Annotated in this window: 24 protein-coding genes; 14 read left to right on the top strand and 10 right to left on the bottom strand. The window is 63.2% G+C overall.

Translation table 11 applies throughout. From position 1 onward, the window contains the following. Positions 1-5 precede the first annotated feature (5 nt). Positions 6-131 (bottom strand): lipoprotein, encoded by a 126-nt coding sequence (locus tag EGJ86_RS11880; RefSeq protein ID WP_017361215.1) that lies wholly within the window; start codon positions 129-131, stop codon positions 6-8. Between the two features lie 170 nt (positions 132-301). Between EGJ86_RS11880 and EGJ86_RS11875 the strand changes: the two genes are divergently transcribed. The 5 genes from EGJ86_RS11875 (at position 302) to EGJ86_RS11855 (ending at position 3,301) form a co-directional block, all read left to right on the top strand. After that, the gene (locus tag EGJ86_RS11875; RefSeq protein ID WP_125835236.1) at positions 302-1,339 is read left to right on the top strand and encodes an AraC family transcriptional regulator; all 1,038 of its coding nucleotides are present in this window, start codon (positions 302-304) and stop codon (positions 1,337-1,339) included. Between the two features lie 68 nt (positions 1,340-1,407). Beyond that, positions 1,408-1,740 (top strand): iron donor protein CyaY, encoded by a 333-nt coding sequence (gene cyaY, locus EGJ86_RS11870; protein WP_036999825.1) that lies wholly within the window; start codon positions 1,408-1,410, stop codon positions 1,738-1,740. Beyond that, entirely contained in the window at positions 1,730-1,918 is a 189-nt protein-coding gene (locus EGJ86_RS11865; protein WP_125835235.1) for a DUF1289 domain-containing protein, read from the top strand. Before cyaY ends, EGJ86_RS11865 begins: the two co-directional genes overlap by 11 nt. A 117-nt stretch (positions 1,919-2,035) precedes the next feature. After that, the gene (gene rnk, locus EGJ86_RS11860) at positions 2,036-2,443 is read left to right on the top strand and encodes a nucleoside diphosphate kinase regulator (protein ID WP_125835234.1); all 408 of its coding nucleotides are present in this window, start codon (positions 2,036-2,038) and stop codon (positions 2,441-2,443) included. A 261-nt stretch (positions 2,444-2,704) separates the two neighbouring features. Beyond that, positions 2,705-3,301, top strand: coding sequence for a lipase family protein (locus EGJ86_RS11855; protein ID WP_256672427.1), 597 nt, complete (start codon positions 2,705-2,707; stop codon positions 3,299-3,301). On the opposite strand, the gene EGJ86_RS11850 is transcribed toward EGJ86_RS11855, so the two are convergent. The 7 genes from EGJ86_RS11850 to argH all read right to left on the bottom strand — a co-directional run bounded on the left by EGJ86_RS11850 (position 3,298) and on the right by argH (position 10,347). Then, positions 3,298-6,156 carry a class I adenylate cyclase gene (locus EGJ86_RS11850; RefSeq protein ID WP_125835233.1) on the bottom strand — a complete coding sequence of 953 codons (2,859 nt, stop codon included), beginning with the start codon at positions 6,154-6,156 and terminating at the stop codon, positions 3,298-3,300. The two genes, EGJ86_RS11855 and EGJ86_RS11850, sit on opposite strands and share 4 nt — an antisense overlap. Positions 6,157-6,399: 243 nt before the next feature. After that, complete coding sequence (locus EGJ86_RS11845; RefSeq protein WP_099524712.1) at positions 6,400-6,654, bottom strand: TIGR02647 family protein; 255 nt, start codon at positions 6,652-6,654, stop codon at positions 6,400-6,402. Beyond that, positions 6,651-7,400: an ABC transporter substrate-binding protein gene (locus tag EGJ86_RS11840; RefSeq protein WP_256672426.1), complete on the bottom strand. Its 750-nt coding sequence runs from the start codon at positions 7,398-7,400 to the stop codon at positions 6,651-6,653. The genes EGJ86_RS11845 and EGJ86_RS11840 overlap by 4 nt, the downstream gene beginning before the upstream one ends. Positions 7,401-7,555: 155 nt before the next feature. Then, complete coding sequence (locus EGJ86_RS11835) at positions 7,556-7,831, bottom strand: hypothetical protein (protein WP_125835231.1); 276 nt, start codon at positions 7,829-7,831, stop codon at positions 7,556-7,558. A gap of 10 nt (positions 7,832-7,841) precedes the next feature. Next, positions 7,842-8,327, bottom strand: coding sequence for a GNAT family N-acetyltransferase (locus tag EGJ86_RS11830; protein WP_125835230.1), 486 nt, complete (start codon positions 8,325-8,327; stop codon positions 7,842-7,844). Positions 8,328-8,427: 100 nt separating this feature from the next. Then, a complete protein-coding gene (locus EGJ86_RS11825) occupies positions 8,428-8,889 on the bottom strand; it encodes a sn-glycerol-3-phosphate transporter (RefSeq protein WP_125835229.1) in 462 nt (153 codons plus the stop codon). 63 nt (positions 8,890-8,952) lie between these two features. Next, a complete protein-coding gene (gene argH, locus EGJ86_RS11820) occupies positions 8,953-10,347 on the bottom strand; it encodes an argininosuccinate lyase (RefSeq protein WP_125835228.1) in 1,395 nt (464 codons plus the stop codon). 232 nt (positions 10,348-10,579) lie between these two features. On the opposite strand from argH, the gene EGJ86_RS11815 reads away from it, so the two are divergent. From EGJ86_RS11815 to rsd, 8 genes are all read left to right on the top strand, one after another. Further along, on the top strand, positions 10,580-11,653 hold the full coding sequence (locus tag EGJ86_RS11815) for a sensor histidine kinase (protein ID WP_125835227.1): 1,074 nt from the start codon (positions 10,580-10,582) through the stop codon (positions 11,651-11,653). Beyond that, complete coding sequence (locus EGJ86_RS11810; protein ID WP_099524679.1) at positions 11,650-12,396, top strand: LytTR family DNA-binding domain-containing protein; 747 nt, start codon at positions 11,650-11,652, stop codon at positions 12,394-12,396. The genes EGJ86_RS11815 and EGJ86_RS11810 overlap by 4 nt, the downstream gene beginning before the upstream one ends. A gap of 93 nt (positions 12,397-12,489) precedes the next feature. After that, positions 12,490-13,428 carry a hydroxymethylbilane synthase gene (hemC, locus tag EGJ86_RS11805; RefSeq protein ID WP_099524677.1) on the top strand — a complete coding sequence of 313 codons (939 nt, stop codon included), beginning with the start codon at positions 12,490-12,492 and terminating at the stop codon, positions 13,426-13,428. Then, positions 13,425-14,195, top strand: coding sequence for a uroporphyrinogen-III synthase (locus EGJ86_RS11800; RefSeq protein WP_125835226.1), 771 nt, complete (start codon positions 13,425-13,427; stop codon positions 14,193-14,195). Before hemC ends, EGJ86_RS11800 begins: the two co-directional genes overlap by 4 nt. A 12-nt stretch (positions 14,196-14,207) precedes the next feature. Further along, positions 14,208-15,341, top strand: coding sequence for a uroporphyrinogen-III C-methyltransferase (locus tag EGJ86_RS11795; RefSeq protein ID WP_125835225.1), 1,134 nt, complete (start codon positions 14,208-14,210; stop codon positions 15,339-15,341). Continuing rightward, positions 15,338-16,585 (top strand): heme biosynthesis HemY N-terminal domain-containing protein, encoded by a 1,248-nt coding sequence (locus EGJ86_RS11790; protein ID WP_106735073.1) that lies wholly within the window; start codon positions 15,338-15,340, stop codon positions 16,583-16,585. Before EGJ86_RS11795 ends, EGJ86_RS11790 begins: the two co-directional genes overlap by 4 nt. A gap of 151 nt (positions 16,586-16,736) precedes the next feature. Then, entirely contained in the window at positions 16,737-17,228 is a 492-nt protein-coding gene (locus EGJ86_RS11785) for a disulfide bond formation protein B (RefSeq protein WP_125835224.1), read from the top strand. A gap of 309 nt (positions 17,229-17,537) precedes the next feature. Beyond that, complete coding sequence (rsd, locus tag EGJ86_RS11780) at positions 17,538-18,011, top strand: sigma D regulator (protein ID WP_099524667.1); 474 nt, start codon at positions 17,538-17,540, stop codon at positions 18,009-18,011. 63 nt (positions 18,012-18,074) lie between these two features. On the opposite strand, the gene EGJ86_RS11775 is transcribed toward rsd, so the two are convergent. After that, positions 18,075-18,722 (bottom strand): FKBP-type peptidyl-prolyl cis-trans isomerase, encoded by a 648-nt coding sequence (locus EGJ86_RS11775; protein WP_125835223.1) that lies wholly within the window; start codon positions 18,720-18,722, stop codon positions 18,075-18,077. Positions 18,723-18,917: 195 nt separating this feature from the next. Between EGJ86_RS11775 and EGJ86_RS11770 the strand changes: the two genes are divergently transcribed. After that, the gene (locus tag EGJ86_RS11770; protein WP_125835222.1) at positions 18,918-19,946 is read left to right on the top strand and encodes an AlgP family protein; all 1,029 of its coding nucleotides are present in this window, start codon (positions 18,918-18,920) and stop codon (positions 19,944-19,946) included. Here the strand turns inward: EGJ86_RS11770 and EGJ86_RS11765 are convergent. Further along, a complete protein-coding gene (locus EGJ86_RS11765) occupies positions 19,943-20,386 on the bottom strand; it encodes a TIGR02444 family protein (protein WP_125835221.1) in 444 nt (147 codons plus the stop codon). The two genes, EGJ86_RS11770 and EGJ86_RS11765, sit on opposite strands and share 4 nt — an antisense overlap. Between the last annotated feature and the right edge of the window lie 49 nt (positions 20,387-20,435).

Here is a 20,435-nt window from a genome sequence, read left to right as displayed (position 1 = left end):
TCCTGTCAGAGTTCGAAACGGTCTCGGCTGTTGCCGGCGTTGTCGTCGCCCGGCAGGTACAGCGGGCCTTTCTGACCGCAGCCAGCCAGCAGGCAAACGGCGGCGAGGAGCGCGAGGGTCAGTCGCTTCATGGGACAGTCCTTGAAAATAAGCGTGAATTGCGCCGGAGTATACCGACCCCCTGCCACCTTGCCTATGTGCCCGGCGCCCGCCTGGCGGGGCGCCGGCTCGATTCGCGTGCGTACGCCGAAGGCATTCGTGCCGGCTTGGGTTAGCATGCGGCGAGTAACGAGGAGCCCCGATGGACAATCCCACGATTCTGGTCGGCTCGGTCTCGGTCGCCTACCTGCAAGGCCTGATCGAACACCTGCAGCGTCAGGGGGTAGCGCCCGACGCCTTGCTCGCCCATGCCCAGTTGAGTCCGGAGGCCCTGAGCCAACGCGACCAACGCATCGCCGCCAGTGCCTATCTGACATTGCTGGGCGAGGGCGTGCGCCTGACCGGCGATCAGTGCCTGGGCCTGCACCTGGGGGAAGCGGTACGGCCGGGCTACTACGGCGTGCTCGGTTACCTGATCATGAGCTGCGCGACCCTCGCTGATGCGCTGCACCGCCAGGCGCGCTATGCCTCGTTGGTCGGTAATCTGGGGCTGGTCGTGCTCGATGACGAGCCCGCCCGGCCTGGCAGCGAGCCGCTGATCGCGCACAGCTGGCAGCCGTTGCTGGCCCAGCAGCAGCGGCAACTGAGTGAAGAAACCCTGGCCGGCTGGGTCAGTTTCGGGCGCTGGATCAGTGGCCTGGATATCTCGCCGACCGAAGTGCGCTTCCAGCATCCGGCGCCAGCGGATACGTCGGAGCACGCGCGTATCTTTCGCTGCCCGGTGCTGTTCGATCAGCCCGACAATGCCCTGATCTTTCCCAAGCGTTTGCTCGCGGCGCCGCTGAACCAGGCCGACGCGCAGGTGCGTGGCATGCTCGATGCCTATGCTGATCGGCTGTTGGCCGAACTCAATCAGGGCAACAGCGTGCTCGATCGCGCGCGCCTGGAACTGGCCCGGCAGTTACCGGAGCAGGGGCCGGACCTGGAAGCCATCGCCGCCGCCCTGGCGTTGAGCCCAAGGACCTTGCAGCGACGTTTGCGTGAGGGTGGGCTGTCGTTCAGTCAACTGGTCGACGAGACACGTCAGCAGCTGGTGCTGCATTACCTGCGTGACCCGGCACTGGAGCTGGCGGAAATCGCCTTTCTGGTCGGTTTCAGTGAGTCCGGTTCTCTGGCACGTGCATTTCGTCGCTGGACGGGAACGAGTCCGGGCGAGTACCGTCGCCACCTTTGCGTCTAGGCCGCTACTCTGGCCGCGCGATTTCGCCTACTTTTTCTGCAGTTGCTGCATCTTGTGAGGACACCCCGATGAGCCTGAGCGAAGCCCGCTTTCACGACCTGGTCGATGCCACCCAGCAAGCGGTGGAGGACATTTTCGACGACAGTGGTCTGGACGTCGATCTGGAGAACAGCGCCGGTGTGCTGACGGTACGCTTCGACAATGGCAGCCAGCTGATCTTCAGCCGTCAGGAGCCGATTCGTCAGCTCTGGCTGGCGGCGCGCTCCGGTGGTTTCCACTTCGATTACGACGAGGCCGATGGCCGCTGGATCTGCGATACCAGTGACGAGCAGCTGGGTGAAATGCTGGTACGCATCACCCTCGAGCAGTCGGGCACCGAGCTGGAGTTCGATGAGCTCTGAGCCCAACCTGGCGTCGCCGTGCCGACGTCAGTGTTGCCTTGATGAGCATGAACAGTGCCTCGGTTGCGGTCGTACCCTGCAGGAAATTCTCGACTGGGGCGCGGCCGATAACGCGCGGCGCCGCGTGAGCTGCCAGGCGGCCGAGCAGCGGTTGCGCGAACGCCAGCAGAGGCGCTGACCACGCAGTCTTGTTTATTTGTCCGGCTGTGTTAGGGTCGACAGACATTCAGCTGAACCCCGCCTTCGGGCGGGGTTTTGCTTTTTTATGGTTTACGCAAGGAGTCCGCCCGGCATCATGAACAGCACACCAACCATCACCATTACCCGCCTCGATATGCAGCGTCTGGAGCGTCTGCTCGACAGCCTGGACGAGTTTGGCCCTGGCGCAGAAGCGCTACAGGCCGAGCTGGATCGTGCCGACGTGGTGGGGCACGACGAGGTGCCGGCCGGTGTGGTGACCATGAATTCGCGCGTGCATTGCCGCGAGGAGAGCAGCGGCAAGGACTATCACCTGACCCTGGTCTACCCGCAGGATGCTGGTGGCGAAGGCAAGGTCAGCATCCTCGCGCCAGTTGGCAGCGCGTTGCTCGGCCTGTCCGTCGGCCAGCACATCGACTGGCCCGCACCGGGCGGCAAGCAGCTCAAACTGACTCTGCTGGAAGTCGAATACCAGCCGGAAGCAGCGGGCGAATACGACCGCTGACGTCTTTTCCCCGGCTGGACTAGAGTGAGGTTTCCGCCAATGGCAAGGAGGCCTCGCCATGCCGAGTCTGCCGCTGTATTTCCCACCGACCTACCAACTGTCGCGTGCCTTGCTCCGCGCCGAGCTGCTGATGGCCGCCTACGACCAGTACGAGCAATGGCTGGCGCAGCAGCGCCCGCGCACACCCGAGCACTTTCATTGGCAACAGCCTGAACTGGAGGGCTGGCAGCTTTCCGCGCCGATCTGGAGCGTGCTCAGCGAGTGGCATGTGTCAATGAGTCCGAGCCCTTTGGCTTCGCCGCGCGGGATCTGCAGGGCGATTGCTACCTGGTGTTTCGCGGTACCGAGTCGGTGCAGGACTGGCTCGATGACCTCGACCTGGATCAGTGCGATTACCCGTGGCAGGCCGGTGCCGGCCTGGTACACGATGGCTTTCTGAAACTCTATACCTCGTTGCGTGACCAGGCCCTCGGGACACTGGACGGCTTGCAGCCGCAGGCGCGGCTCTGGGCTTGCGGTCACAGCCTGGGCAGCACCCTGAGTACGCTGGCGGTGCCGGACCTGCTGCAGCGCTGGCCTGCATTGCTGCTGCAGCATTACAACTTTGCCAGTCCGCGCCTCGCGTCCCCGGTATTCGCCAGCTACTACAACGGGCTGGCCGTACCGACTTACCGGTTGGTCAACGACAGCGACCTGGTGCCCGAGGTGCCACCGGCAGACAGTGATCGTTGGTTCTATCAGCACGTGGGCTTGCCGGTGACCTTCACCGCCAGCTACGGCGGTGTCGCCGCCAACCACAGCATGGGCGACTGCTACCTCTATGCACTGAACAATCCGGATGCGCCGATGAAGGGCTAGACCTGCTGCAGTGCCGTATTGAGGGCATCTTCCAGCCGGCTCTTGTAGTGCAGGTAATGCACCGTTTGCGCCTGTTGCCCGGCTAGCACGGCGGAGAGGTCGAGGTCGGTGATGTAGCAGGGGTAGCGCTCGCCGCCGGCACGTTGGGCGAGGATGTGCTGCGCTACGGCGCGATACAGCTCGCGGCCGTACTCCAGCTCGGAGAACTCGCGATGGTTGCAGTACAGCGTGACATGGCGTTGGCGACCGTCGCCTGGCTCGACGATGGCCTGCACGTCATAGAACGGATGGCTGACCTGGGACTCGGGCGCCGCTCTGCGCTCGAGGTGCTGAGCGCGTAGTGGCGCCGCCGGCAGCAGTTGGTAGTAGATAATTTCCAATGGCGGCTGATTGTCGGCGCCATCGAGCGGCAACATGGCATTGCGCCGATACAGCAGTGATTGCAGGAAACGGTGGATCGGCGTCAGCAGGCTCTGCTCATCGCGAAATGGCAGGCGCCGGCGCCAAAGTGCATTGCGTTCATCGAGCAGGGTCAGTTCCGCTTCGCCGCTGGTTTCGTGCAGGCGGTAGAACACCTGGATGCACTGTGGGCGACCCATGGGCAGGATCAGCGCGAGGTCGTCACCATCGAGGGCGTGGCGGTCCAGATGCAGAGGGCTGTAGAGCTCCTGCTCGGCACCAAGGTGCTCCAGCAATGCCGGCAGATCGCCCAGAGCGGCGTGGCTGACCTGGCCAGGTGTCAGCTGCAACACGTGATAATGCTGGCGTATCTGCACCAGATAGCGTGACTGGCGACCTTCGGCATAGGTGTTGAGCAGGTCGCGCAGCAGCTCGTCGACGCGTTCGGCAATCGGCTGGGCTCGATTACGGCAGTAGCAGCGCACCTGCACCTTGGGCGGCGGTTCGCCGATCGGCAAGCTGTTGAGCAGGTCGCGCAGGCAGTCGAGCAGCGCGTCCTGGCCGTCATGGCGGCTGACCTGCAGTTCGTTCCAGCTGTTGAGCACCACCTGATCGAGGGTCAGCACCAGGTTCTCGCGTACGCCGGAATAGCCCAGTGCATCGGTACGCCCGGTGGTCATGTGCACGTTCATCTGGCTGTGCTGTTTGAGCGGGTCGACCCCGACATTGACCAGCAGCAACACCTGGCTGGGGACGCTGGCGCGCAGCAGAGCTGCCTCTTCGACGCTGGGCTGCGGCAAGGGGAAGCTTTGCTGCAGGCTGGCGATCAGGTTGGACAGTTCGAAGTCGGTCAGGTCGCTGCTACCTGGGTGCAGCGACAGGCGCGTGCTGCTGTCGATCACGCCGTTGCGATGGCACCAGGCAAGCAGTTCTATCAGTTCGCGCGCGCGTTTTAGAGGGGCGAAGTCGCTCCACTCCTGGGCGCCCAGGCTGCCGTTGAACAGCGCCCACTGGTATTCGTTGGGCGCTTCGGGGCTGGGGTGTTGCACCAGGGTCAGGGTATCTTCGGCCAGATCCGGGGCGATGCCAGGGTTGATGAACTCCACCTTGCCCGCCTTGCGTTCGAAGGCAGCGTACAGGCGCCGGCCCAGCACGTTGAGGTCACGGGTGTTCAGCGAGCTGCCAGCCTCGGCGCTGCGGGCAAATTGCGAGAGAAAGCGGTAGCTGTACGTTAGCTCGTTGACCAGTACGCGGCGCTCGGCCGCGACCTGGCGCACCTTCCACTGGCTGCGACTGTCGAGCACGGATAGCTGGCGGCTCTGCCAGCCCCATTCCGCAGTCAGGCGCTCCAGCAGCAGGCGCTGCCAGCTCTTGGCGCGGCCGCGTGTTGGCGGGCGACTGACCTTCTTGTTGACCTTCAGGTACAGGCAGCGGCGAATCAACTCCAGTCTTTCCTGATCGCCGCGCGCGCTCAGATATTCCTCCAGGCGACGGTAGACGACGATGTAGGGATCGAGCTCGTCGAGGTCCAGGCGGCCTTCGAACACCGCCCGCTTGAAACGCAATGCCAGGCATTCGACCTTGGGATGCTCGCTGGCGTAGACCTCGGTGAGCAACAGTTTGAGCACCGACTTGTAGGGCGACTCGATGCCCTTGTACAGCTGCCACATGCCGGCGCCGATGAACTCTTCTGGCGGGATGTGCGCCAGGTTGCCGAGGTCGAGTACGTCCTCGGCACGTACGAAGCGCTTGCTCAGCAGGGTGCGGCAGTAGTCGTGGTAGCGCGTTTCCTCGTAGACCGGCACTAGCCACCAGAGTGGCGTACGACCGCCGAGCCAGATGGCGGTGCGGTAGAACTCGTCGAGCAGCAGATAATGCTGGGTGGTGCCGCAGTCGTCGGAGGTCAGTTGCGCCTCACGTGCGCCCTGGGTGAAGCGCTGCGGGTCGACCAGAAAGACGTGCACCTCGGCGCCCTGGGTGGCGGCCCAGCTTTCCAGTTGATCGCACTTCTTGCGCAGGTCCTGCAGCTCCTGCGCCGTGAGGTTGGGCGAATGGCACAGCCACAGGTCCATATCGCTCTGCTCGGCCTGTGCCACGGTGCCCAGGCTGCCCATCAGGAACAGGCCATGCAGCGGCGCTGCGCCTTGACCACGACGGGGTTTGTAGACGAAGGAGCGGGTCAGTCGCTGGACTTCAGCGAGGCTGGCATCATCCGGTTCGAAACCGCTTAGGCCTGCCGGTGTACTGGCCGAAACATAGCCAGGCAGCAGCGGGTGATTGACGTGCAGCAGCAGCGGCAACAGCTTGAGGACCAGTTGCTGGCGTGTGGACAGCGCCTCCATGGCCCGCTGCAGGCGACCCTGATTGATCTGCAGAAAGCGCGCGCGCAGTTGCGTCAGCACCTTGCGGTCGATGCCGTCATCGATATCGGGGCGTATTTCCAGCGTGCGCGTCATGCTCGAACTCTACTGCAGATGCGGCAAGCCTATCAGCGGTGGGCTCGCCAGTGCAGTGCCTTTGACGCTATATCGCCCGCAGCGCCGCTCTCTGAAGAGCGGCCGGCTAATGTCGAGCGGATAAGGTTACCAACGCACTTTGTCGCAAGAGCCTCGCCCCGGGCGATGCGCTCCAAGGGTGCGCCACTCTAATTCGCGGCGCAGCCCCAGTGATCGAGCGGCATTAGTCGGCGGGCGAGTGGATTAAGCGGGAGTGGCCTGACGGGTCGAGAGAATGGTCAGCAGCGCTTGCGCGTGTTCGGCGGCATCGATGCCCAGGCTGGTCAGGTAGCCGCCGTCGGCTTGGCTCACCAGACCTTTCTCGTGAAGGCGGGTGATGGCACCTTGCGCCTTGAATGAAGCGTTGTTGTGTACCTTGAGCCCTTCCAGATGATTGTCCAGATTGTACAGGGCGAGGATTTCCAGCTCGTCGATCAGGTCAGCGTTGAATGACTTCATGGTGACTCCGTCTTGTTGTTATGGCGTTCTTGCAGTGTAGAACCATGCGCGGTGCTCTGCCCATCAATGAGTTGCCAGTTGGCGAGAATTCGCTGGTAGGTGCCGTTCTGCCTGATTTGCCGCATGCCTGCCTCGAAGTCGCGCAGCAAGGCTGCGGCCTGTGGATGATGGCGGGAAAAGGTCAGGTAGAGCTGTGGGCGATGCACCCTGGTCAGCGCCTTGAACTGGCCAGCCAGCTCGGGGTTGTCACGCAGCAACGCTTCGGTGGTGCCGCGAAAGGCGATGACATAGTCCACGCGGTCGCGCTGCAGCATGAGAAAGCCATTCAAATCGCGCCGCACCGCAATGCGCTGGATGTCCGCATAACTGTCGAAGTACTCGCCGTAGGTGTAGCCGATGGTGATGGCTACGCGCTTGCCACGGATGCTGTCCAGATCATCTATCGGCGCATCCCCTGCATGACCCCAGAGCAGGATGTCGTCGCTGAACAGCACCTCCTGCGGCAGCAGGAACTCCGCGCGGATGTGGGCGTCAGGCGTGGTGTTGAAGCAGCCAGCTAAACTGCCTGAACGCGCCAGCTCCATGCAGCGCGAATAGGGGTAGGGCGCCAACTCGACGGACGTTTTGCTGGCGCTGAACGCCGCGCGGACGATGTCTGCCGACATGCCCTCGATCTTGTCATTACGCAGGGCTGTGTAGGGATACCAGTCATCCTCGGCACCAATGCGCGGCGTTTCGGCTCGCACGACGCTGGCTCCGCTCAAACAGAGGGCGCAGATCAGCACGGCGATGAGTCTGGGCAGCGTACAGGCCATCGAAGGCGGTACCTTCTCGGTCGGGATTGATGGTGACAGTAGCAATCTGCCTGCCAGTCCGACCAGTGGCCTGAGTCAATCCATCTTCAGTTTTCTTCCGGCAGCTCTGGCAGGGCGCGCAACGCTTGCTCATACCAGGCGCTATCGAACGGGCGGTCCTCGCGCAGCATGGCATCGATTTCATGAGCCAGGACCAGTGCCATCAGCTCAAGAATCTCTTCGCGCTCGTAACCGACCAGCGTCAGCTTGTTGTACACCGCCTTGGCGGCTGCCGGCTCGCCGCTCTCCAGCTGATTTTCGATGGCCTGGATCAGGGTGGCTTCGGCGAAGCCTTCGTCTTCTTGGTCGTTGTTTTGGCTCATGGTCGATTCCTCATTGGTTGTCGGCAGCGAAATCCAGTAAGGCCTGGCCGGCCAGGCGGTAGGTTGTCCACTCACTTTGCGGGCGGGCACCGAAGGATTCATAGAAGTCGATGGCCGGAGTATTCCAGTCCAGCACTGACCACTCGAAGCGGCCGCAGCCGCGTGCTACTGCCAGTTGTGCCAGGTGGTGCAGCAGCGCCTTGCCAGCGCCCAGGCCTCGAGCGTCTGGGCTGACGTAGAGGTCTTCCAGATAAAGACCGTGTTTGCCCAGCCAGGTGGAGTAGTTGAAGAAATACACCGCGTAGCCGATGGGCTGGCCGTCGTTTTCGCAGATCAGGCCGTGGGCGGTGCTGCCCTCGGCGAACAGGCTATCGCGGATACCGGCGGCATCGGTCTTCACCTCGTGCTCGGCCTTTTCGTAGATGGCCAGGTCGGTGATGAAGCGCAGGATCAGCTCCGCGTCTTCAGGGGTGGCGGGGCGAATGTGCAGGGGCATGAGTCTCTCCTGGCGCGACACACTGCGCGTGCTGTCGCGTGGTTGGATGCGTACGTGTTATCGGTCGGCGATGAGTTCATGACGACCTTTGCTGAGTCCGTTAAAGGCGCAGGCCAAGGTTGACCATCAGTGCAGCGTTGCCCAGCAGTACCAGTTCCGCCGCCATGCCGTGACTCTGCACGCCCAGCGAAGGAATGATCGCTGGCGCTACGCCGAGGTGATTGAGGGGGATTTTGTCGCGGTACTCGCCACGGTAGCCATGCAGCAGGCCGCCCGTCAGCTTGGCATAGAACGGATGGCGGTCACTCTCGAAGCGCCGCCCCACGTAGGCGTACTGCGAACTCTGGTCGAACGAGTTGCGAAAGACCGCGCCGCCCCAGAGGTTACCGGACGCATAGCCACGCTCCAGGCCGATCAAGCGCTGGTGATTGTTGTGGTCAGGTTCGGGGTTGTAATGCCGCGTGTAGACGCTCGTCTGTACTTGCCAGTAGTCATGTTCAGTCGCGAGTGCTGATGTTGTCAGCAGGCTCAGTAGCAGGGTCGTAGGGAGTGTGTAACGCATGGCAACCTCCTGGTCGAATGGCCTGCCTTGGCAGGGGCGGCGCGCCGCCGCCCCTTTGCGACCTCAGCGGCTGGCGAGAAGTTCGCGACCACGTACCACCGCAGCACGGACCTGATTCGGTGCGGTGCCGCCGATATGGTCGCGAGCGCCGACCGAGCCTTCCAGGGTCAGCACGGCGAATACATCGTCAGTGATCTGGTCGCTGAACTGGCGCAGTTCGTCCAGGCTCATCTCGGCCAGGTCCTTGCCGGTCTGCACACCGTATTTCACGGCGTGGCCGACGATCTCGTGGCAGTCGCGGAAGGGCAGGCCCTTGCGTACCAGGTAGTCGGCCAGGTCGGTGGCGGTGGAGAAACCGCGCAGTGCCGCTTCGCGCATGATTTCGCGCTTGGGCTTGATCGCCGGCACCATGTCGGCGAAGGCGCGCAGGCTGTCGCGCAGGGTGTCGGCGGCGTCGAACAGCGGTTCCTTGTCTTCCTGGTTGTCCTTGTTGTAGGCCAGCGGCTGGCCTTTCATCAGGGTCAGCAGGCCGGTCAGGGCGCCGAATACGCGGCCGGTCTTGCCGCGCACCAGTTCGGGCACGTCCGGGTTCTTTTTCTGCGGCATGATCGAGGAGCCGGTGCAGAAACGATCCGGCAGGTCGATGAACTGGAACTGGGCGCTGGTCCACAGCACCAGCTCTTCGGAGAAGCGCGACAGGTGCATCATCGCCAGCGAGGCGGCGGCGCAGAATTCGATAGCGAAGTCGCGGTCGGAAACGCCGTCCAGCGAGTTGCCGCCAACAGCGTCGAAACCGAGCAATTCGGCAGTGATCTCGCGGGCAATTGGGTAGGTGGTGCCGGCCAGTGCGGCTGAGCCCAGTGGCATGCGGTTGGTGCGTTTGCGGCAGTCGACCAGGCGCTCGTGGTCGCGCGCGAGCATCTCGAACCAGGCCAGCAGATGGTGGCCGAAGGTCACTGGCTGGGCGGTCTGCAGGTGGGTGAAGCCGGGCATGATGGTGTCCGCTTCAGCTTCGGCCAGGCCCAGCAGGCCCTGCTGCAGGCGGGTGATCTCGGCCAGGATGACGTCGATCTCGTCGCGCAGCCACAGGCGGATGTCGGTGGCCACCTGGTCGTTACGCGAGCGGCCGGTGTGCAGCTTCTTGCCGGTGACGCCGATTCGGTCGGTCAGGCGCGCCTCGATGTTCATGTGCACGTCTTCCAGATCGACGCGCCAGTCGAACTGGCCGGCTTCGATCTCGCCCTGGATCTGCTTGAGGCCGTCGATGATGGTGTCGCGCTCGGCATCGCTGAGTACGCCAACCTTGGCCAGCATGGTGGCGTGGGCGATGGAACCCATGATGTCGTGGCGGTACAGGCGCTTGTCGAATTCCACCGAGGCGGTGAAGCGGGCGACGAAGGCGTCGACAGGCTCGCTGAAGCGGCCGCCCCAGGATTGGTTGGTTTTTTCGCTGCTCATGATTTGGGCTCGGAATCGGGCGGGCCACGTTGGCGGCCAGCATGGCGGACAAAGTGCGTCGATAATAACAGGGTCGGCAGGCGTTTCGACGTGTCGAGTTAGCCGTCAGGCAGGACGCAGTGGTGTCGGCTGCTTCACAAATCTATCGCGAAGGTGGCATTTCGGTGCTTTATTTTGTCCGGCTGGAGCCGTCTGGCTTGCCGGCTAGCAGGGCGACACGGAAACTGCGTCGATGCATACAAAATCGCTTGCCAAGAACAAACGTATCGACGACTTCTTCGTCCCGGAACTGTGCCAGCCGGAAGCCCTGCTGAGCATGGTGCTGCTGGCTGAGCTGCTGGTACTGGTGCTGGTGCTCGCCGAACCGATGACGCCGGGTTTCGACTGGGTGCGCCTGGCCCTGACCTCATTGTTCGTGCAGTGGATCGTGCTGCTGTCGGCTGCCGTGCTATGTCGATTGCGGCCCTTGCTGGCGCGCCTGCCGCCGGCGCTGGCTGGCGGCCTGTGCTGTGTGCTGGTGGTGCTGCTGACTCTGGGTTGTACGGCGGTGGCCGACTATTACGAGCTGGGCGGGCCGCTGCCACGCAGTGGTGAAGTGAATCTTTATCTGCGCCATGCGTTGATCAGCCTAATCATGTCCGCACTGCTGCTACGCTATTTTTATCTGCAGAGCCAATGGCGTCGGCAGGAGCAGGCCGAGCTGCGTGCGCGGATCGAGTCGTTGCAGGCGCGGATTCGCCCGCATTTTCTGTTCAATAGCCTCAACAGCATTGCCAGCCTGGTCACGCTCGATCCGTACAAGGCCGAGCAGGCGGTGCTGGATCTGTCGGATCTGTTTCGCGCCAGCCTGGCCAAGCCCGGCACGCTGGTGCCGTGGAAGGAGGAACTGGAACTGGCGAAACGATATCTATCGATCGAGCACTATCGGCTCGGCGAGCGACTACAGTTGCAGTGGGAGGTCGAAGGTGTGCCGGAGGATCTGCCGATTCCCCAGCTGACCCTGCAACCTCTGTTGGAGAATGCGCTGATCTATGGCATCGCGCCGCGTATCGAAGGCGGCCTGGTGCGGGTCGAGGCGGATTACCAGGATGGTGTGTTCAGCTTGTGTGTCAGCAATCCGTATGAAGAGCGGGGCGAGCGGCACCCGTCGCGGGGAACGCACCAAGCGCTGAGTAATATCGATGCGCGCCTGGCGGCACTTTTTGGGCCGAAGGCGAGTCTCAGCGTGGAGCGCCGTGACGGCCGTCACTACAGCTGTCTACGCTATCCTTGTGCGAGACTCACGCAGGAAGCCAGAGCAATATGAATGTCCTGATCGTCGATGACGAACCCCTTGCCCGCGAGCGCCTCAGCCGTATGGTCGGTGAGCTCGAGGGTTACCGGGTCCTGGAGCCCGCCGCCAGCAATGGCGAGGAAGCCCTGACCCTGATTGATAGTCTGAAGCCGGATGTGGTCCTGCTGGATATCCGCATGCCCGGCCTCGACGGCCTGCAAGTCGCTGCCAAGTTGTGCGAGCGCGAAGCGCCGCCAGCGGTGATTTTTTGTACGGCTCATGACGAGTTCGCTCTCGAGGCCTTCCAGGTCAGTGCAGTGGGCTATCTGGTCAAGCCTGTGCGTCCTGAGAGTCTGAGCGAAGCGCTGAAGAAGGCCGAACGGCCCAATCGGGTGCAACTGGCCGCGCTGACTCGTCCCGCAGCGGAGACTGGCGGTGGCCCGCGTACTCATATCAGTGCGCGAACCCGCAAGGGTATCGAGCTGATCCCGCTGGATCACGTGGTCTACTTCATCGCTGACCACAAGTACGTCACCCTGCGTCATGAGGGCGGCGAAGTCCTGCTGGATGAGCCGCTGAAGGCGCTGGAAGACGAGTTCGGTGATCGCTTCGTGCGCATCCACCGCAATGCGCTGGTGGCGCGTGAGCGTATCGAGCGTCTGCAGCGTACCCCGCTCGGACACTTCCAACTGTTCCTCAAGGGGCTCGACGGTGACTCGCTGGTGGTCAGCCGCCGCCATGTGGCAGGTGTACGCAAGATGATGCAGTCGCTGTAGCGGGGCTCCGGCTGCGGCCTATGGCCGCCTCCTTCCGCCGGCGCCGGGCGAGCCTGTTATGATTTGCGGCAATCGGTTTTCTGGAATTGCCTCATGTCCCGCGAAATTCGCATCGCCACCCGTAAGAGCGCCCTGGCCCTGTGGCAGGCCGAATATGTCAAAGCCCGTCTGGAACAGGCCCATCCGGGCCTCAAGGTCAGCCTGGTGCCCATGGTCAGCCGCGGCGACAAGCTGCTCGACGCACCGCTGGCGAAAATTGGTGGCAAGGGCCTGTTCGTCAAGGAGCTGGAAACCGCACTGCTGGAAAACGAAGCCGACATCGCCGTGCACTCGATGAAGGACGTGCCGATGGACTTTCCCGAAGGGCTGGGTCTGTACTGCATCTGCGAGCGTGAAGACCCGCGCGACGCCTTCGTTTCCAATACCTACTCCAGCCTTGATGCACTGCCCGAGGGCAGCGTGGTCGGCACTTCCAGTCTGCGCCGTCAGGCGCAACTGCTGGCGCGTCGGCCGGACCTGAAAATCCAGTTCCTGCGTGGCAACGTCAATACCCGGCTGGCCAAGCTCGATGCCGGCGAATACGACGCCATCATTCTCGCCGCCGCCGGCCTGATTCGCCTGGGCTTCGAAGATCGCATCCGCAGTTCGATCAGCGCCGAGGACAGCCTGCCGGCCGGCGGCCAGGGCGCCGTGGGTATCGAGTGCCGCAGCGCCGACAGTGACGTGCATGCTTTGCTGGCACCGTTGCATCACCGTGAAACCGCGCTGCGCGTTACTGCCGAGCGTGCGCTGAACAAACATCTCAATGGCGGCTGCCAGGTTCCCATCGCCTGCTATGCCCTGCTCGAAAATGACCAGCTATGGCTACGCGGTCTGGTCGGCCAGCCTGACGGCGGCCTGTTGCTGCGCGCCGAAGAACGTGCTGCCAGTGGTGATGCTGAAGCCCTGGGGGTGCGTGTCGCCGAGGCACTGCTGGCGCAAGGCGCCGATGCCATTCTCCAGGCTGTTTACGGTGAGGCTGGCCACTCTTGAATGCATGGCGCCTGCTGCTGACCCGTCCAGCCGAGGATTGTGCAGCGCTGGCGCAGACCTTGGGTGCGCAGGGCGTGTTCAGTCACTGCATGCCGCTGCTGGCCATCGAAGCGCTGGATGAGACGCCCGAGCAGCGCGAGGTCTTCGCCACATTGCAACGCTACTGTGGGGTGATCGTGGTCAGCAAGCCGGCGGCTCGCATGGGGTTGCGGCTCTTGGCGCAATATACGGCGCAGACGCCTGACCTGCCTTGGTTCAGCGTCGGCGCTGCCACCGCGGCTGTGCTCGCCGAACAGGGCTTGCGCGTGCACTTTCCTGATTCGGCCGATGACAGCGAAGCGCTGCTCGCTCTGCCTGCGCTACACCAGGCGATTGCCACGGCATCTACGCCGCGTGTTCTGATTCTGCGTGGCGAAGGTGGCCGAGAATTCCTTGCCGAGTACTTGCGCGGCCAAGGCGTGACGGTCGACTATCTGTCACTGTATCGCCGTGTGCTGCCGCTGTACGCGCCGGGCGAGCTGAGTCAGCGGGTGCGAGCGGAACGCCTGAACGGCCTGGTTGTCAGCAGTGGACAGGGTTTCGAACATCTGCAACAGCTAGCCGGCGATGACTGGCCGGCGTTGGCTCGGCTACCCTTGTTCGTACCCAGCCCGCGCGTCGCCGAACAGGCCCGTGCTGCGGGTGCACAGATCGTTGTGGACTGTCGTGGCGCCAATGCCGCGGCCTTGCAGGCAGCTCTGGAGCAGTTTCCGGCTGCCGCCCTCTAAAAGGACGGATACGTGAGCGAAGCATCCACCCCGAACACGCCAGAAGAAAAAACGGCCAGCGAAGCCGTGCAACCCACCCCCACACCGCCACCCGCGAAGGTACCCCGCAGTGGTGGTGGTAGCGGTCTTGCCGCATTCGCCCTGCTGATCGGTTTGGCAGGTGCCGCTGCCGGTGGCTGGAGCCTCTGGCAACTGCATGAAATGCAGAGCCGGGACCAGCAGCAGGCCGAAGACCTGCAGCGCACCCGCGACGACAGCGCGAAGAAAGTGGATGAGTTGGCCCAGCGCCTTGATTCGCGCCTGTCCGCTCTGCCCAGCGCAGATGAACTGGACGAGCGCCGCCGCCTGCTGGCTAACCTGCAGAACGATCAGCAGCGTATGAGCCAGCGTCTGGAAAGCGTGCTCGATGGCAGCCGCCAGGATTGGCGTCTGGACGAAGCCGAGCACCTGCTACGCTTGGCGACTTTGCGGTTGTCGGCATTGCAGGATGTCGCTAGCGCCGAAGCACTGGTGTTGGCTGCCGATGAAATCCTCCGTGAGCAGGATGACCCTGCCGCCTTCGCCGCCCGCGAGCAACTCAGCCGTAGCCTGGAAGCGCTGCGCACCACGGCGCGCCCGGATCGCGTCGGCCTGTTCCTGCAACTGGGCGCCTTGCGTGAGCAGGCAGCAACCCTCAATCCCCTGGCGCCGACCTTCGAAGGGCAGGGCGATGTGCTTTCCGATCTGGCAGCCGAAGGCGATGGCAGTGCCTGGTGGGGCGAGTGGGTGAAGAAGCTTTCGGAGTACTTCCGTATCGAATTCGATTCCGATCGCAACGTGCGTCCGCTGCTGTCCGGGCAAAGCCTGTCGCAGGTGCGCCTGAGTCTGTCGCTGGCGCTGGAGCAGGCACAGTGGGCCGCGCTGCATGGCCAGACCGGCGTCTATCAGCAGTCCTTGAAGCAGGCCGAGGAAATCCTCGACGCCCACTTCAATCTGGACAATCCAGACAGTCGTGCCCTGCGCCAGCGTTTCAAGGAACTGGCCGATGCCAGTATCGAGGTCAAGGTGCCGGACCTGAGTGACTCGCTCGATGCACTGCAGGCGTACCTGCAACGCAAGCAGGCGCAACGTCGGCAGGGGGCCGCCGCGGCCGAGGAGGCGCAATGAGACGCCTGATCTGGCTTCTGCTACTGCTGGCCGTGGCAGTCGGGTTGTATCTGCTCAGCCTGGCTATCGAGGCCGACCGCGGCTATGTGTTGTTCGCGTACAAGGGTTTCCGTTATCAGTCCGGCCTGTGGGCATTCCTTGGCCTGCTGGTGGTCGTCGTGGTGTTGTATTACCTGATCAAGTGGACGTTGCGTCTGCTGCTCAGCTCGACGCGGCTGGCCAACCCCTGGTCGCGTCTGCACCGTAGTCGTCGCGTGCGCCTGGCGTCCGAACAGGGCATGCAGGACCTGGCCGAAGGCCGCTGGGCGCGAGCGCAGCGTCAGTTGACCCGCGCTGCCGAAGCCGACAGCCGACCGTTGATGTATTACCTGGGCGCAGCACGGGCTGCCAACAAGCTTGGCCAACACGAGCAGAGCGATGCCCTGCTTGAGCGCGCACTGAGCAAGCAGCCTCAAGCCGAGCTGGCGATTGCCCTGACCCACGCCGAGCTGCAACGCAATCGTGGCGACAGTGAGGCTGCGCTAGAGACCCTGCAGGCGATGCGCGAGCGTCATCCGGGCCATCATCTGGTGTTGCGCCAGCTACAGCGCCTGTATTTGCAGCGTCAGGACTGGTCGGCACTGCTTGGCCTGCTGCCTGAGCTGCGCAAGGAAAAGGCCCTGCCTGCCGCCGAACTCGACGAGCTGGAGCGCGAGACCTGGCGCGGTCGTCTGGCCGATGCCGGGCAGCTAGGTCAGGGCGACGGAGAAACAGCACTGCAGCCTCTGACCCAGGCCTGGCAACAGCTTTCTTCACCGCTGCGTCAGGAACCTGAGCTGATTGCCACCTACGTCGAGCAATTGCGTCGATTGGGCGCACAGGAAGAGGCCGAAGAGGTTTTGCGTGGCGCGCTCAAGCGTGGCTACGACAGCCGCCTGGCGCGCTTCTATGGCGTGCTGCGTGGCGCCGATCCGGCGCGTCAGCTGCAAACCGCCGAACTCTGGCTCAAGCAGCATCCGCAGGACCCAGCCTTGCTCTTGACCCTGGGCCGCCTGTGCCTGCAGAACCAGTTGTGGGGCAAGGCGCGCGATTACTTCGAGACCAGTCTGAAGATCGAGCGTCATCCGGAAACCTGTGCCGAACTGGCGCGTCTGCTGGCGCAGTTGGGCGAACTGGAACGCAGCAATCAGCTATTGCTGGAGAGTCTTGGCTTGCTGCATCAAGGCCTGCCTTCTCTGCCTCAACCGCAGGGCGTCAGCGCTTGAATGACTGCGGCCGAATGCCGCGGTAGGTTTGGGATGCGGACGGAGGGGCGTTCCAGCATGATGAACTGCCGACTCTGATTCACGGGGCGCCTTGAAAGGCGCCCTCGCTTTCCTCTACCGTACGGCCCTCGATTTCCCTCCCGGAGCCACCATGCACTTGGCCAGTCCGCGTCCCCTGTTTTTCCTGGCATTCATCGGCTGTGTATTGCTGATGGCGGCTGCGCTGTACCTGGAACACGTCGTCGGGCTGGAGCCCTGCCCAATGTGCGTGCTGCAACGCATCTGCGTGGTGTTGTTCGGCGTGGTCTGCCTGATCGCGGCGATCCATGGGCCAGGCAGCCTAGGGCGCCGCGTTTACGCGGTACTGGCACTGCTGTTTGCCGGCGCTGGCGCCGCCACCGCCGGCCGGCAGATCTGGCTGCAGAGCGTGCCGGCCGATCAGCTCGAAGCGTGCCTGCCGAGCCTCGAGTTCATGATGGAAGCTCTGCCGATGCAGGACATCGTGCGCCTGGTGTTCCAGGGCAGTGCTGACTGCGCCGAGGTGAAATGGACGCTGTTCGGTATGAGCATCCCCGAGTGGAGCCTGCTGGGTTTCATCGGCATGCTCGGGTTCTGCCTGTTCCAGCTGCTGCGTCGCGATTGAGAATGCGAATTGCGCGAAGCCATACCGCTCGTGGCTTCGACATTAAACGCTCGTATGAAATTTTCTCGCTGCGATGCCTTGATGGTGTGTGCCCACGAGCATAATCTGGCTCGCACGTACCGCCGGAAAAACGCCATTTTCCGACTTTTTTCTGAGGTTAAGGCACCGATTGACAAAAAGTCGTCGGGTTCGGCTTTTAACGTCGCGTAGCGACGGCCAGAAGGGTGGCTAGCAAGGAGGCAGGCCATAAAAAACGTCTCGGGAACGGGCGTATAACAGGCAGCAGCGACAAGGGAAGCGAGGTTCATCATGCTTGAGAGTTGTCAGAACGCACAGGAACGCTGGGGCGGGGTTCACCAGATGATCGATCGCTGGCTGGGTGAGCGCCGCGAACTGGTGCTGGCCTATACCGCTATCACCAAAGCGCCACAGGCACCTGCCATCAATTGCGAATCTCTGCAGGGCTTCTGCGAGCTGCTGGTGGACTACGTTTCGGCGGGGCACTTCGAGGTCTACGAACAACTGACCAACGAGGCCAAGGCCTTCAACGATCAGCGTGGTCTGGAGCTGGCCAAGCAGATCTATCCGCGCATCGAAGCCATTACCGCGGTTGCGCTGGCGTTCAACGACCACTGCGACAATGGCGATTGCCGCGACAGCACCTCATTGGTGGCGGAGCTCAATCATCTTGGGCAATTGCTGCATGAGCGCTTCGAACTGGAAGACTGCCTGATCGAGGTGCTGCACAACTCCCATCAGGAACAGGCTGCCGAGGCGATCTGAACGCCTGATGCCAATGGCCCGGATGGCTCCGGGCCGCTTGTCTGTTCGAAACCGGGTTGGCGCTCAATCGGCCACATCGAGCAAGCGCAGATCGAACACCAGTGGCGCATAGGGTGGTATCAGGTCACCCGCACCTTCTTCTCCGTACGCCTGATCCGCTGGAATTACCAGGCGCCAATGAGCGCCTTTCGGCATTTGCAGTAACGCGCTGCGCCAGCCGGCGATCAGACTGTCCAGGCGAAACCACTGCGGCGTGCTGCTTTCATCGAAGACGCTGCCGTCGGCCAGTTCGCCGCGGTAAATCACCTGCACTCGGCTGCGAGCGGTGGGTGTCGGGCCGCTGCCAGGGCTTAGCTCCGTCACCAGGACGCCGTTGGCCAGCGCCCGCACGTTCGGGCGGCGACCTTGCTCGGCGAGAAAGCGCTGCTCGGTTTCTATGGCTTTGGTGTGGCGCTGTGGCGAGGCTTCGATACGCGCTTCGTGTTCATCCAGCAGCTGCTCGATTCGACCTGCGTCGAGTCGCAAGGGCTTGCCTTCGTAGGCCTGGCGCAAGCCTTCGAGCAGCTCGCTCAGTGGCAGGTCAGGTACCTCTTCATGCAGGCGCTCGCCAAGGCGTACGCCCAGGCTGTAGGCCAGATCCTGCTGGTGCTGGTCGGCCTGCACGCCCAGGCTGCAGCAGATAGCGAGGGCGGCGATTACGGCGCGGCTCATGACGGTGTCTCCCGATCAAGATACTTGGCAGGCTGTTGAGGTTTCGCTGCGCCGTAGCGTGCTCTGCAACAGCTAAAAGGTCTCGCCGATTATGCCAGCGCACTTCGGCATCTGCTCGGCTCGCCAAAAGGCCTATGGCGAGGCCTTGCGGCTGCGTCTAGTATGGGCTCGTTCACATCCGCCAGGAGGCGCGCCATGTCGGCCAAGAAGAAGTCCATCACTACCCCTTTGCACCTGCTGCACCAACTGTCTGCCAGTTTGCTCGAACACCTGGAAAATGCCTGCTCGCAAGCTCTGATCGACGCTGAGAAATTGCTCGCCAAGCTGGAAAAGCAACGTGGCAAGGCTCAGGAAAAATTGCACAAGGCCCGCAGCAAGCTGCAGGACGCCGCTGTTGCCGGCAAAGCCAAGGCGCAGGCCAAGGCAAAGGATGCAGTCGCCGACCTGGAAGAGTTGCTCGATGCACTCAAGTCCAGTCAGAGTGAAACCCGCACCTATATCGCTCAACTCAAACGCGATGCGCAGGAAAGCCTGAAACTGGCCCAGGGTGTTGGCAAGGTCAAGGAAGCAGTAGGCAAGGCCCTGTCGGTTCGAGAGGCTAAAGTGGCTGCTCCCGCCGCTAAACCTGCCAGCAAACCCGCAGCTGCGAAGAAGCCGGTAGCTGCCAAGGCTCCTGCCAAGAAGGCTCCAGCCAAGGCTGCCGCGGCCAAACCCGCCGCTACGAAAACCCCAGCCAAACCGGCCGCTGCCAAGCCTGCAGCTGCAAAAGCACCGGCTAAACCCGCTGCTGCCAAGCCAGCTGCTGCAAAAGCGCCGGCCAAACCAGCTGCCGCCAAGCCAGCTGCTGCAAAAGCGCCGTCCAAACCGGCCGCTGCCAAGCCTGCAGCTGCAAAAGCACCGGCTAAACCTGCTTCTGCCACGCCAGCTACTGCGAAGGCGCCGGCCAAACCGGCTGCTGCCAAGCCAGCTGCTGCGAAGGCGCCGGCCAAACCGGCTGCTGCCAAGCCAGCTGCTGCGAAAGCCCCAGCTAAACCGGCTGCCGCCAAGCCAGCCGCTGCAAAAGCCCCAGCGAAACCCGCTGCTGCCAAACCCGCGGCTGCAAAAGCCCCGGTCAAGCCGGCGCAGCCCAAGGCCGCGACTGCTCCCGTCGCTCCCGCCGCCGCTCCGGCGCCTGCCGCGGCCAGCAATGGTGCCGCTGCTCCAGGTACGTCGAACGCGTCCTAACGGGCGGCAACGGCGCCGCGCAGCACATGCAGCGCGGCGCTGTCATTTCCGGCAAGGGGCTGCAGCCAGTCGCTGCCCGCCTTCTCGCTCGGCCAATCCCTGGTCAGGGCTTCCAGTCTTTTCAGCAACAGTCGCTCGGCTTCCTGCTCCAATCGTTTGAGTTGCTCGCGCAGGGGCGCCAGTTCGGCATCCTGGCTTGCTGCTGCCCGCCATTGCTGGCGTGTCTGCCGCAGTGGCATGACGACGTTCTGCTGCCAGGGCTGCGCCAGGTCGCGAAGGGCGTTTAGATAATCGTCCCGGCAAGGAACGCCGCGCTGCTCCAGCCAGGCGCCGGTCAGCAACAGGCAGACATCGCAGCCTGCATCCTGCAACTGAAGACAGGCACTTTCCACGCCCGGGCGAGCGTAGAGTTGCACGGCGAAATTCCACAGATCCTGCACGCGGCCTCCCAGGCGATTTCGGGGCGAAACTGATAGACTCCGCCGCCAT

This window comes from Pseudomonas sp. o96-267 (assembly GCF_003935465.1).
GTDB lineage: Bacteria > Pseudomonadota > Gammaproteobacteria > Pseudomonadales > Pseudomonadaceae > Aquipseudomonas > Aquipseudomonas sediminis.
Note: the sequence above shows the minus strand (reverse complement) of the source record. Positions and strands in the feature narration are given on the sequence as shown.